Source organism: Pseudomonas sp. 09C 129, from assembly GCF_002843625.1.
Taxonomy (GTDB): Bacteria; Pseudomonadota; Gammaproteobacteria; order Pseudomonadales; family Pseudomonadaceae; genus Aquipseudomonas; species Aquipseudomonas chlororaphis.
The window spans coordinates 5203719-5218109 of record NZ_CP025261.1 but is presented as its reverse complement, the minus strand read 5'-3'; the positions used below and the strand labels follow the sequence as shown (position 1 = coordinate 5218109).

Sequence of the window (14391 nt, the reverse complement as noted above, 5' to 3'; positions counted from 1 at the left end):
GACGGTGGCTATCGCGATCAGGTGCGGGAGTAGCGTGCGGCGCGGATCAGTGGCGGGCGTAGGTATCGGCGCGGTTGCCCGAGACTTTGCGGCAATGCACCAGCGCATCGCGAATCATGAAATTCACCAGCGTCGGCGAGACTCCGAGTTCCTTGGCGATGTCCTTTTGCGGCACGCCATGCAGGCGATACATCTCGAAGGCATAGCGGGTGCGGCTGGGCAGCTCCGTCAGCGCGTCGGCAATGTGTTCCAGGGTCGAGAAATTGATGTGTGAGGTTTCCGGCGACGCTCCCTGCACGACCACATTCAGACCCTCTTCTTCAGTGCCCGAATACTTCTGCTCCAGCGCCTGCTTGCGATAGTGGTCGATCGCCAGGTTGCGCACGATCTGGAACAGATAGCTCAACTGCGCCTTGAACGATGAGGTGATCTGCGGCGCCGATTGCAGCCGGAAGAACGCGTCTTGCACCACGTCTTCGGCACGGGAACGACAGCCGGTAATGCGCGCCGCGATCTTGACCAGGATCAGGCGGTTGTCGACAAAGGCCTGGAGTAGCGGTGAATCGCACCTGCTTGTGGATACTTGTTCCGTCATGGAAATCACCTTGCTGCAAAAGGGTTAGTAGGACGACAGAAATTTCAGATTCGTCTTACACATCGAGCGACAAATTATGTTGAATGATAATGATTGTCAATTGAGAAAGAGAATTAATGAGCATCTTTGGTGCAGAGTGAGAACTGCGGCTCGTTGTCGCACTTTGTGAAGGGGTTCGAGGGCAGAGTGCGGACTAATTATTTCAAGACGCCATCCGTTCTCATTGGAGAAAGGTTCCGGGTGAAAAATCCCGCCACAGCGCTCTCCAGATGTCCCATTCCGAGGGCAGGGGCCTTTATTTTTCAAAGGTTTATGTAACGGCTGCGGCTTTTTCCCGCGGCTCTACGTGCAAGCACAATCCGCGCAGGAAACCCCATGATGGACGCGTTCGAACTCCCCAGCACTCTGGCTCAAGCCCTTCAACGCCGGGCGGCTCAGACCCCCGATCAAGTGGCCTTGCGCTTCCTTGCCGAAGAGCAGGATCAGAGCGTGGTCCTCAGTTATCGCGACCTGGATCTGCGTGCCCGGACCATCGCCGCGGCGTTGCAGGCCAATGCCGCTCTGGGCGATCGCGCGGTGCTGCTGTTCCCCAGCGGCCCGGACTATGTCGCGGCGTTTTTCGCCTGCCTGTATGCCGGGGTTATCGCGGTGCCGGCCTATCCACCGGAGTCGAGCCGACGCCATCACCAGGAGCGGCTGATCTCGATCATCGCCGACGCCGAGCCGCGGCTGCTGCTGACCAGCAGCGGGCTGCGCGAATCGTTGTCGCAGATGGACGAACTGCAAGGTGCCGACGCGCCGCAACTGCTCTGCGTGGACACCCTGGTGGCGAGCCTGGCCGAAGGCTGGAGCGCCACCGAACTGCGGGGCGACGACATCGCCTTCCTGCAGTACACCTCGGGCTCCACCGCCTTGCCCAAGGGTGTGCAAGTCAGCCACGGCAACCTGGTGGCCAACGAGCTGCTGATCCGCCGCGGCTTCGGTATCGACCTCAACCCCGACGACGTGATCGTCAGCTGGCTGCCGCTGTACCACGACATGGGCCTGATCGGCGGCCTGCTGCAACCGATCTTCAGCGGCGTGCCCTGCGTATTGATGTCGCCGGCGTATTTCCTCGGCCGGCCGTTGCGCTGGCTGGAGGCGATCAGCGAATACGGCGGCACCATCAGCGGTGGCCCGGACTTCGCCTACCGCCTGTGCAGCGAGCGGGTCAGCGAGTCGGCCCTGGAACGCCTGGACCTCAGCCGCTGGCGCGTGGCCTATTCCGGGTCCGAGCCGATACGCCTGGACACCCTGGAACGCTTTGCCGAGAAGTTCGCCGCCTGCGGTTTCACCTCGAATCATTTCTTCGCCTCCTATGGCCTGGCCGAAGCCACCCTGTTTGTCGCCGGCGGCACCCGTGGCCAGGGCATCCCGGCCCTGCGCCTGGACGAGCAGGCCCTGGCGCAGAACCGCGCCGAGCCGGGCACCGGCAACGCCATGATGAGCTGCGGCACCAGCCAGCCCGAGCACGCGGTGCTGATCGTCGAGCCCAATACCCTGGCCGAGCTGGAAGAGAACCGGGTCGGTGAAGTCTGGGCTGCCGGCCCGAGCATCGCCCATGGTTACTGGCGCAACCCCGAGGCCACGGCCAAGACCTTCGTCGAGCATGCCGGCCGGACCTGGCTGCGCACCGGCGATCTGGGTTTCATGCGCGATGGCGAGCTGTTCATTACCGGCCGCTTGAAAGACATGCTGATCGTGCGTGGGCACAACCTTTATCCACAGGACATCGAGCAGACCATCGAGCGTGAGGTCGAGGTGGTGCGCAAGGGCCGGGTCGCGGCGTTCGCCGTCACCGAGCAGGGCCAGGAAGGCATCGGCATCGCCGCGGAAATCAGCCGCAGCGTGCAGAAGATCCTCACGCCGGACGCGCTGATCAAGCTGATTCGCCAGACCGTGGCCGAGGCCTATCAGCAAGCGCCGAGCGTGGTGGTCCTGCTCAATCCCGGCGCCTTGCCCAAGACGTCCAGCGGCAAGCTGCAACGTTCGGCCTGCCGCAACCGCCTGGCCGATGGCAGCCTCGACAGTTACGCCCAGTTCTCCGATAACAAGCTCCCCGATCGCCAGGCGGCGGTCGGCGAGGCGAGTGACGAAGCGACCCGCGAACTGCAAGAGCTGATCGGCCGTATCTGGCGCGAACAGCTGCAAGTCGAGCAAGTAGCGAGCGACGATCACTTCTTCCTGCTGGGCGGCAACTCCATCGCCGCGACCCAGGTCGTCGCGCGTCTGCGTGAAGCACTCGGCCTGGAGCTGAACCTGCGCCTGCTGTTCGAGGCGCCGACCCTCGGCGCGTTCGCTGCACAGGTCGCCCAGTTGCAACAGGATGGCGGCCTGGCCCAGGGCGCGATCAACGCTTTGTCGCGTACCGAGGCGCTGCCCCAGTCCCTGGCGCAGAACCGCCTGTGGATCACCTGGCAGCTCAATCCGCACAGCAGCGCCTACAACATTCCCGGTGGCCTGCGCCTGCGTGGCGAGCTGGACGAAGACGCCCTGCGCGCCAGCTTCCAGCAACTGATCGAACGCCACGAATCCCTGCGCACGCGCTTTTTCGAGCGCGACGGCCAGGCGCTGCAACAGGTCCTGCCGGCCAGCGAATTCAACCTGCAGGTGATCGACCTCAGCGACCTGCCGGCGGCCGAGCGCGAGGCGCGGGCGCAACAGATCCGTGAGGATGAGGCCCGTACCCGGTTCGACCTGGAACAAGGCCCGCTGCTCCGGGTGACCCTGGTGCGCCTCGACGACGAGGAACACCAACTGCTGGTGACCCTGCACCACATCATCGCCGACGGCTGGTCGCTGAATGTGCTGATCGACGAGTTCTCACGCCTGTATGCCGCCGCCGTGCAAGGCCAGGCGGCGAGCCTGGCGCCGCTGCCGTTGCAGTACGCCGACTACGGCAGCTGGCAGCGCCAGTGGCTGGCCCAGGGCGAAGGCGAACGGCAACTGACCTACTGGAAACAGCAGTTGGGTGACGAGCACCCGAGCCTGAGCCTGGCCACCGATCACCCGCGTTCGGCGCAACGGCAACACAGCGCCGCGCGGCACAGCCTGCGCCTGGGCGCGAGCTTGAGCGAAGCCATTCGCCAGACCGCCCAGGCCCATGAATCCACACCTTTCATGCTGTTGCTCACGGCGTTCCAGAGCCTGCTGCATCGCTACAGCGGCCAGCGCGACATCCGTATCGGCGTGCCCAACGCCAACCGTCCGCGCCTGGAAACCCAGGGCCTGATCGGCTTCTTCATCAACACCCTGGTGCTGCGCGCCGAGGTGGACGGGCGCCTGCCGTTCGTTGATCTGTTGGCGCAGACCCGCCAGGCCGCGCTGCAGGCCCAGGCCCATCAGGACCTGCCGTTCGAGCAACTGCTCGAAGCCTTCCCCCAGGCCCGCGAACAGGGTCTGTTCCAAGTCATGTTCAACCACCAGCAGCGCGACCTCAGCGCCCTGCGCCGGCTGCCCGGGCTGCTGGCCGAGGAGTTGCCGTGGCACAGCCGCGAGGCCAAGTTCGACCTGCAACTGCACAGTGAAGAAGACCGCAACGGCCGCCTGAGCCTGTCGTTCGACTACGCCAGCGAACTGTTCGAGGCCGCGACCGTCGAGCGCCTGGCCGAGCATTTCGTCAGCCTGCTGCGCGAAGCCTGCGCGCGTCCGCAAACCGCCATCGCCGACCTGCCGTTGCTCAACCCCTGCGAGCAGGCGCAGCAGCAACAGTGGAGCGAAGCCCCGTGCGCGGCGGCCAGCCAATGGCTGCCCGAGCTGCTCGAGGCACAACTGCAGCAGACCCCGGAACGCACCGCACTGGTGTGGCAGGGCGGCGAGCTGAGCTTTGCCGAGCTGCATGCCCAGGCCAACCGCCTGGCCCATTACCTGCGCGACAAAGGGGTCGGCCCGGATGTCTGCGTGGCCATCGCCGCCGAGCGTTCGCCGCAGCTGTTGATCGGCCTGCTGGCGATCGTCAAGGCCGGCGGCGCTTATGTGCCGCTGGACCCGGACTACCCGGCCGAGCGCCTGGCCTACATGCTGGCCGACAGTGGCGTCGAGCTGCTGCTGACCCAGACCCAGCTGCTCGAGCGCCTGCCCCAGGCCGAGGGCGTCAGCGCCATCGCCATGGACAGCCTCAAGCTCGACAGCTGGCCGAGCCATGCGCCGGGCCTGCACCTGCACGGCGACAACCTGGCCTATGTGATCTACACCTCCGGCTCCACCGGCCAGCCCAAGGGCGTGGGCAACACCCACGCGGCCCTGAGCGAACGCTTGCAGTGGATGCAGAACAGCTACCGCCTGGACGCCAGCGATGTGCTGATGCAAAAGGCGCCGATCAGCTTCGACGTGTCGGTGTGGGAGTGCTTCTGGCCGCTGATCACCGGCTGCCGCCTGCTGCTGGCCGCGCCGGGCGAACACCGCGACCCGCATCGCATCGCCCAGCTGGTGCAGCAATACGGCGTGACCACGCTGCACTTCGTACCGCCGCTGTTGCAGCTGTTCGTCGAGGAGCCGCTGAGCGCCGGATGCAGCAGCCTGCGCCGGGTGTTCTCCGGTGGTGAAGCCTTGCCGGCCGAATTGCGCGACCGGGTGCTGGAGCAGTTGCCGAACGCTCAACTGCATAACCGTTACGGCCCGACCGAAACCGCGATCAACGTTACCCACTGGCATTGCCGCAGTGTCGATGGCCAGCGTTCGCCCATCGGCCGTCCGCTGGGCAACGTGATCTGCCGGGTGCTGGACGCCGACCTCAACCCGGTACCGACCGGCGTGCCGGGCGAGCTGTGCATTGCCGGGGTCGGCCTGGCCCGCGGTTACCTCGGGCGCCCGGGGCTGAGCGCCGAACGTTTTGTCGTTGATCCGCTGAGCAGCGAGGGCGCGCGCCTGTACCGCACTGGCGACCGGGTGCGCTGGGCGGCCGATGGCGCCCTGGAATACCTCGGGCGTCTCGACCAGCAGGTCAAGCTGCGCGGCTTTCGCGTCGAACCCCAGGAAATCGAAGCGCGCCTGCTGGCCCAGGAGGGCGTGGCCCAGGCGGCGGTACTGGTGCGCGAGACCGCGGCCGGTGCGCAGCTGATCGGTTATTACACCGCCAGCGCGGATGGGGAGGAGGAGGGTGCGCAGACCGCGCGCCTGAAAACCGCCCTGGCCAATGAGCTGCCGGAGTACATGGTGCCGGCGCAACTGATGCTTCTTTCGGCCATGCCGCTGAGCCCGAGCGGCAAGCTCGACCGCCGCGCCTTGCCGGAACCGCAATGGCAGGTGCGTGAACACGTCGAACCCGTCACTGAGTTGCAACAGCAGATCGCGGCGATCTGGCGCGAGGTGCTGGGGCAGCAGCGCATTGGCTTGCGCGATGATTTCTTCGCCCTGGGCGGCCACTCGCTGCTGGCCACGCAGATCATTTCCCGCACCCGCCAGGCCTGCGACGTCGAGTTGCCGCTGCGGGCCTTGTTCGAAGCCAGCGAGCTGGGCGACTTCGCCGAGCAGGTGCGGCTGATCCAGGAAGCCGGCAAGCGCAACCAGCAGCCGCCGATCGCCAAGGTCGATCGCAGCCAGCCTGTGCCGTTGTCCTATTCCCAGCAGCGCATGTGGTTCCTCTGGCAGATGGAGCCGGACAGCCCGGCCTACAACGTCGGTGGCATGGCGCGTTTCAAGGGCGTGCTGGATGTCGGGCGTTTCGAGGCGGCGCTGCAGGCGCTGATCCTGCGTCACGAAACCCTGCGCACCACTTTCCCCAGCGTCGACGGCGTGGCCCAACAACGGGTGCATGGGGAAACCGGCGTGCGCATGGGCTGGAAGGATTTCTCCAGTTTGGATGCAGCGAGCCGCGAGCAACGCCTGCAACAGCTGGCCGACAGCGAGGCGCACCGGCCGTTCGACCTGGAAACCGGTCCACTGCTGCGCGCCTGCCTGGTCAAGGCGGCGGAGCAGGAGCACTACTTTGTGCTGACCCTGCACCACATCGTCACCGAAGGCTGGGCGATGGACATCTTCGCCCGTGAGCTGAGCGCGTTGTACGAAGCCTTTATCGACGACCGCGACTCGCCGCTGGAACCGCTGCCGGTGCAGTACCTGGATTACAGCGTCTGGCAGCGCCAGTGGCTGGAGTCCGGCGAGCGTCAGCGCCAGCTGGATTACTGGACCGCGCAACTGGGCAACGAACATCCGCTGCTGGAACTGCCGGGCGACCGGCCGCGGCCGCCGGTGCAGAGCCACCGGGGCGAGTTGTACCGCTTCGACCTGAGCGACGAACTGGCGGCACGGGTGCGGCGCTTCAACGCCGAACACGGCCTGACCCTGTTCATGACCATGACCGCGACCCTGGCCGTGCTGCTCTATCGCTACAGTGGCCAGACCGACCTGCGCATCGGCGCGCCGGTGGCCAACCGCATCCGTCCGGAAAGCGAAGGGCTGATCGGCGCCTTCCTCAACACCCAGGTACTGCGTTGCCAGCTCGACGGGCAGATGAGCGTCTTTGATCTGTTCGAGCAGGTGCGGCACACCGTGATCGAAGGCCAGTCCCATCAGGACCTGCCGTTCGACCACCTGGTGGAGGCCTTGCAGCCGCCGCGCAGCGCCGCCTACAACCCGCTGTTCCAGGTGATGTGCAACGTCCAGCGCTGGGAGTTCCAGCAGAGCCGCAGCCTGGCCGGCATGACGGTCGAGTACCTGGCCAACGATGCGCGGGCCACCAAGTTCGACCTCAACCTGGAAGTCACCGACCTCGATCATCGCCTGGGTTGCTGCCTGACCTACAGCACCGACCTGTTCGACGAACCGCGCATCGCGCGCATGGCGGCGCATTGGCGCAACCTGCTGGAGGCCTTGATCGCGGCCTTGATAGAGAGCCCCGAGCGGCGCCTGAGCGAATTGCCGTTGCTCGACCGCGTCGAACAACAGCAACTGCTGGACAGCCTGGGCGTCGAGCCCGGCGAACACCGCCTGGACCAGTGCATCCACCACCTGTTCAGCGAACAGGCGCTGCTGCGCCCGGACGCGCCGGCCCTGACGTTCGCCGGGCAGACCCTGAGCTACGCCGAGCTCGACAGCCGCGCCAACCGCCTGGCCTGGATGCTCCGTGAGCGTGGCGTCGGCCCGCAGGTGCGGGTCGGCCTGGCCCTGGAGCGCTCGCTGGAAATGGTCGTCGGCCTGTTGGCGATCCTCAAGGCCGGCGGCGCCTATGTGCCGCTGGACCCGGAATACCCGCTGGACCGCCTGCACTACATGATTGAAGACAGTGGTATCGGCCTGCTGCTCAGCGACGCGGCGATGTTCCAGGCTTTGGGTGAGTTGCCAGCCAGCGTGGCGCGCTGGTGCCTGGAAGAGGACGGCGCGCAACTGGCCAACTACCCGGCTGGCGAGCTGCCCTTTATCAGCCTGCCGCAACATCAGGCGTACCTGATCTACACCTCGGGCTCCACCGGCAAGCCCAAGGGCGTGGTGGTGTCCCATGGCGAGATCGCCATGCACTGCCGCGCGGTGATCGAGCGCTTCGGCATGCGGCCGGACGACTGCGAGCTGCACTTCTATTCCATCAACTTCGACGCCGCCACCGAGCGCCTGCTGGTGCCGCTGCTCAGCGGCGCCCAGGTGGTGCTGCGGGCGCAGGGGCAGTGGGATGCGCAAGAGATCTGCCAGCTGATCCGTGAGCACCGCATCAACATCCTCGGCTTCACCCCGAGCTACGGCAGCCAGCTGGCGCGGTGGCTGGCGACCCAGGGCCAGACCCTGCCGGTGCGCACGTGCATCACCGGCGGCGAGGCACTGACCGGCGAACACCTGAGCCGTATTCGCGCGGCGTTCAAGCCGAGCCTGTTCTTCAACGCCTACGGCCCGACCGAAACCGTGGTCATGCCGCTGGCCAGCCTGGCGCCGGAACAACTGGAAGAGGGCGCTGGCAGCGTGCCGATCGGCACGGTGGTGGGGGAGCGCGTGGCCTACATCCTCGACGCCGATCTGGCCCTGGTGCCGCAAGGCGCCACCGGTGAGCTGTATGTCGGCGGGGCCGGCCTGGCCCAGGGTTACCACCAGCGTCCGGGCATGAGCGCCGAGCGTTTCGTGGCCGACCCGTTCAGCGCTAAAGGCGGGCGCCTGTATCGCACCGGCGACCTGGTGCGCCAGTGCGTCGATGGCCAGGTGGAATACATCGGCCGGGTCGACCATCAGGTGAAGATTCGCGGCTTCCGTATCGAGCTGGGGGAAATCGAAAACCGCCTGCTGGAACATGACGCCGTGCGCGAAGCGGTGGTGCTGGCCCTGGACATGCCGGGCGGCAAACAGCTGGCCGGCTATCTAGTCAGCGACGTTGCCGAGCAGGGCGACGAGCAACAGGCGGCCCTGCGCGAGGCGATCAAGGCCCAGCTGAAAATCCACCTGCCGGACTACATGGTGCCCACCCACCTGGTCCTGCTGGCGAGCATGCCGCTGACCGCCAACGGCAAGCTCGACCGCCGCGCCTTGCCGGCGCCGGACCTGGAACTCAACCGCCAGCAGTACGTGGCGCCGAGCAACGAGCTGGAGCAGACCCTGGCCCAGGTCTGGTGCGACGTGCTGAACCTGCGGCAGGTCGGCCTGCACGACAACTTCTTCGAACTGGGCGGCGACTCGATCCTGTCGATCCAGGTGGTCAGCCGCGCCCGTCAGCTGGGCATTCATTTCAGCCCGCGGGACCTGTTCCAGCATCAGACCGTGCAGACCCTGGCCGCGGTGGCCAGCCGCAGCGAGCGGATCGTCGCCGAGCAAGGCCTGCTCAGCGGCGAGTCGGGCCTGACGCCGATCCAGCACTGGTTCTTCGACAGCGCGATCCCCGAGCGTCAGCACTGGAACCAGGCGCTGCTGCTGGCGCCGACCCAGGTGCTCGACGGGCAGTTGCTGGAGCAAGCGTTGCACGCGGTGTTGGCCCAGCATGACGCCCTGCGCCTGCGCTTCACCCAGGTCGACGGCCAATGGCGGGCCGAGCACCAGCCACTGTCCGAGGCACCACTGCTGATGCAGCTGCGCGTGGCTTCCATGGAGCAATGCCCGGCGCTGTTCGCCGAGGCGCAGCGCAGCCTCGACCTGGCCAACGGACCGCTGTTGCGCGCGTTGTTGGTGGACGGTCCGGATGCGCAGCAACGCCTGTTTATCGCCATCCACCACCTGGTGGTCGACGGCGTGTCCTGGCGGGTGCTGCTGGAGGATCTGCAAAACCTCTACCGTCAGCTTGAAGCTCAGCAGACGCCGCGCCTGCCGGCGAAAACCAGCGCCTTGCGCGATTGGGCGTCACGCCTGCAGGCCTATGCCGGCAGCGAGTCGCTGCGCGAAGAGTTGAGCTGGTGGCAGGACCAATTGGCTGGCCCGGCGGCGACGCTGCCGGTGCAGCACGCCCATGGCGGGCGGCAGAACAAACATGCGCGGACCGTCAGCGTGAAACTGGATGCCGAGCGCACCCGGCAGCTGCTGCAACAGGCGCCGAGCGCCTACCGCACCCAGGTCAACGACCTGCTGCTGACGGCCCTGGCCCGCGTGCTGTGCCGCTGGACCGGCGAAGCGTCGGCGCTGATCCAACTGGAAGGCCACGGCCGCGAAACCCTGTTCGACGAGATCGACCTGACCCGCACGGTCGGCTGGTTCACCAGCGCTTACCCGCTGCGCCTGACCCCGCTGGCCATCGAAGCGGCGGCCGGGCAGGGCGCCTCGATCAAGGCGATCAAGGAGCAACTGCGCGCCGTGCCGCATAAAGGCCTGGGTTATGGCGTGCTGCGCTACCTGGCCGACGCGGCGATCCAGCAGGGCATGGCGGCCTTGCCGCAGGCGCCGGTCACCTTCAACTACCTGGGCCAGTTCGACCAGAGCTTTGCCAGCGACGCGCTGTTCCGTCCGCTGGACGAGCCGGTGGGCGCCGCCCATTCGCCGGAGGCGCCGCTGCCCAACGAGCTGAGCGTCGACAGCCAGGTCTACGCCGGCGAGCTGGTGCTGCGCTGGACCTTCAGCGGCGAGCGTTTCGACCCGCAGACCATCGACGAACTGGCCCAGGCCTACCTCGGCGAACTGCACAGCCTGATCGCCCATTGCCTGGAGGACGATGCCGGCGGCCTGACGCCGTCGGACTTCCCCCTGGCACGCCTGACCCAGGCGCAACTGGACGCGCTGCCGGTGCCGGCCAGCGCCATCGAGGACGTCTACCCGCTGACCCCGATGCAGGAGGGCATGCTGCTGCACACCCTACTGGAGCCGGGCACCGGCCTGTACTACATGCAGGACCGCTACCGCATTAACAGCGAGCTGGACCCTGCGCGTTTCGCCCAGGCCTGGCAGGCGGTAGTGGCCCGTCACGAAGCCTTGCGCGCGTCCTTCTGCTGGAACGTCGGCGAAGACATGCTGCAGGTTATCCACAAGCCGGGCAGCACGCCGATCGAGTTCCTGGACTGGAGCGCTGTCGCGCAGGACGAGCAGGAACCGAAGCTGCAGGCGCTGCTGAAAAGCGAGCGCGAGGCCGGTTTCGATCTGCTCAGCCAGGCACCGTTCCACCTGCGGCTGATCCGCGTGGGGGCCGCGCGCTACTGGTTCATGATGAGCAACCACCACATCCTGATCGACGCCTGGTGCCGTTCGCTCTTGATGAACGACTTCTTCGAGATCTACACCGCCCTGGGCGAAGGTCGCGAAGCCCAGCTGAGCGTGCCGCCACGCTACCGCGACTACATCGGCTGGCTGCAACGCCAGAGCCTGGCCGAGGCGCGCCAGTGGTGGAAAAACAACCTGCAAGGCTTCGAGCGCACCACGCCGATTCCGAGCGATCGGCCGTTCCTGCGCGAACACGCCGGCGACAGCGGCGGCATGATCGTCGGTGACTGCTACACCCGGCTCGATGCCCGCGACGGCGCGCAATTGCGCGAGTTGGCGCAGCAGCATCAGCTGACCGTCAACACCTTCGCCCAGGCGGCCTGGGCCCTGGTCCTGCGGCGCCTGAGCGGCGATCGAGACGTGCTGTTCGGCGTCACCGTGGCCGGGCGTCCGGTGCAAATGCCCGAGATGCAGCGCACCGTCGGTCTGTTCATCAACAGCATCGCGCTGCGGGTGAAGCTGCCGGAAGACGGCCAGCGCCTGAGCGTGCGTCAATGGCTCAGCAGCCTGCTGGAACGCAACATGGAGCTGCGCGAGTACGAATACCTGCCGCTGGTGGCGATCCAGGAAAACAGCGAACTGCCCAAGGGCCAGCCGCTGTTCGACAGCCTGTTCGTGTTCGAGAACGCACCGGTGGAAGTCTCGGTGCTGGACCGCGCGCAAAGCCTGAACGCCACCTCGGATTCCGGCCGCACCCACACCAACTTCCCGCTGACCGCGGTGTGCTACCCGGGGGATGACCTGGGGCTGCACCTGTCCTACGACCAGCGCTACTTCGAGCAAGCGACCATCGAGCGCCTGCTCGGCGAGTTCAAGCGCCTGCTGCTGGCGCTGGTGCAGGGCTTCCATGGCGACATGGCCGAGCTGCCGCTGCTGGGTGCAGCAGAGCAGGACTTCCTGCTCGCCGGCTGCAACCAGAGCGAGCATGAGTACCCGCTGCAGCGCAGCTACGTCGAACTGTTCGAGGCCCAGGTGGCGGCGCATCCGCAACGCATCGCCGCCAGTTGCCAGGACTTGCAATACAGCTATGCCGAACTGAACCAGCGCAGTAACCGCCTGGGCCACGCCCTGATCGCCAACGGCGTGGGCCTGGACCAGCCGGTGGCCCTGCTGGCCGAGCGCAGCCTGGACCTGCTGGGCATGATCATCGGCAGCTTCAAGGCCGGCGCCGGCTACCTGCCGCTGGACCCGGGCCTGCCGGGCCAGCGCCTGGGGCGGATCATCGAGCTGAGCCGCACGCCGTTGCTGGTGTGCACCGCGGCCTGCCAGGAACAGGCGCAAGCCTTGCTCGACGAATTCGCCTGCGCCAACCGACCACGTTTGCTGGTGTGGGAGGAGGTGCAAGCGGCCGATCATTCGCAGGACAACCCGGGCCTCTACAGCGGCCCGGACAACCTGGCCTATGTGATCTACACCTCGGGCTCCACCGGCCTGCCCAAGGGCGTGATGGTCGAGCAGCGCGGCATGCTCAACAACCAGCTGAGCAAGGTGCCATACCTGCAATTGAGCGAGGCCGATGTGATCGCCCAGACCGCGTCGCAGAGCTTCGACATTTCGGTCTGGCAGTTCCTCGCCGCGCCGCTGTTCGGCGCGCGGGTGGACATCGTGCCGAACGCCATCGCCCATGATCCGCAAGGCTTGCTGGCCCATGTGCAGGCGCAGGGCATCAGCGTGCTGGAAAGCGTGCCGTCGCTGATCCAGGGCATGCTCGCCCAGGAGTCCATCGACCTCGATGGCCTGCGCTGGATGCTGCCGACCGGCGAGGCGATGCCGCCGGAGCTGGCGCACCAATGGTTGCTGCGTTACCCGCAGATCGGCCTGGTCAACGCCTACGGTCCGGCCGAGTGTTCGGATGACGTGGCCTTCTACCGCGTCGACATGGCCTCGACCCGTGGCAGCTACCTGCCGATCGGTACGCCGACCGACAACAACCGCCTGTACCTGATGGATGGCGCGCTGGACCTGGTGCCACTGGGCGCGGTGGGCGAGCTGTGCGTCGCCGGTACCGGGGTCGGCCGTGGTTATGTCAGCGATCCGCTGCGCACCGCGCAGGTGTTCGTGCCGCATCCGTTCGGTGCCCCGGGCGAACGCCTGTACCGCACCGGCGACCTGGCACGGCGCCGCGCCGATGGCGTGCTGGAGTACGTCGGGCGCATCGACCATCAAGTGAAGATCCGTGGCTACCGTATCGAGCTGGGGGAAATCGAAGCCCGCCTGCACGAACAGCCGGAAGTCCGCGAAGCGGCGGTCGGGGTGCAGGAAGGCGTCAACGGTAAGCATCTGGTGGGGTACTTGGTGGCGAGCGACTCGCCGCTGAACCCGACGGAACGCCTGGAGCGCATCAAGCAGCGCCTGCGCGCCGAGCTGCCGGAATACATGGTGCCGCTGCACTGGCTGTGGCTGGAGCGCCTGCCGCTCAACGCCAACGGCAAGCTCGACCGCAAGGCCCTGCCGGCCCTGGAGATCGGCCAGCTGCACAGCCAGGACTACCTGGCACCGCGCAGCGAGCTGGAGCAGACCCTGGCCGCTATCTGGGCCGAGGTGCTCAAGGTCGAGCGGGTCGGGGTCCAGGACAACTTCTTCGAGCTGGGCGGGCATTCGCTGCTGGCCACGCAGATCGCCTCGCGGGTGCAGAAAACCCTGCAACGCAACGTGCCGCTGCGGGCGATGTTCGAGTGCAGCACGGTGGAGGAGCTGGCGCAGTACATCGACGGCCTGGCGAGCAGTGAAATCAGCGAGGAGAAGGTCGATCGCCTGAGCGACCTGATGGCGGAGCTGGAGGGGTTGTAATCCAGGGTTGTCGGCGCTGGCCCCATCGCGAGCAAGCTGAACTGGCCTGATAAGCCGGGACACCCCAATCGGGCGCCATGATGGCGCCCAACTCTGAACCTTAGCCTGGCAGGGCCTTACCATCGAGGCCCTGCTCACTTCCGGCTGGCCCGAGTGCTACCGCCACATCCACGGCTATCCGCTGCCCATCTTTGAAACCGGCTACCGCTCCCGCTTCGAATGCGCCGACAACATCGACGCGGCAGATGTCGCTGTTCTAAAAAACTCGGCCCTTCGGGTCGAATTATTCATCCCTCACCGTGCGAGATTAGAGTCCTTCGCAGAACTGCTCATGGGGCTCGCAATGAAATTTTGAAGTATCTCCGCGACCAGGGCGA

2 protein-coding genes are annotated in these 14391 nt (G+C 66.4%); one reads left to right on the top strand and one right to left on the bottom strand.

Features of this window, described 5'->3' with window-relative positions; genetic code table 11:
• Nucleotides 1-46: 46 nt before the first annotated feature.
• Nucleotides 47-595, bottom strand: a complete 549-nt coding sequence (locus CXQ81_RS23100; RefSeq protein WP_007922891.1) for an RNA polymerase factor sigma-70 — start codon at nt 593-595, stop codon at nt 47-49.
• A 375-nt stretch (nt 596-970) separates the two neighbouring features.
• Between CXQ81_RS23100 and CXQ81_RS23095 the strand changes: the two genes are divergently transcribed.
• The gene (locus CXQ81_RS23095; RefSeq protein ID WP_101338681.1) at nt 971-14014 is read left to right on the top strand and encodes a non-ribosomal peptide synthetase; all 13044 of its coding nucleotides are present in this window, start codon (nt 971-973) and stop codon (nt 14012-14014) included.
• The last annotated feature ends 377 nt before the right edge of the window (nt 14015-14391 follow it).

Excerpts from the sequence above, each read along its gene's own strand:
- CXQ81_RS23100 (WP_007922891.1), bottom strand. The coding sequence starts at position 595 with ATGACGGAACAAGTATCCACAAGCAGGTGCGATTCACCGCTACTCCAG.
- CXQ81_RS23095 (WP_101338681.1), top strand. The coding sequence starts at position 971 with ATGATGGACGCGTTCGAACTCCCCAGCACTCTGGCTCAAGCCCTTCAA.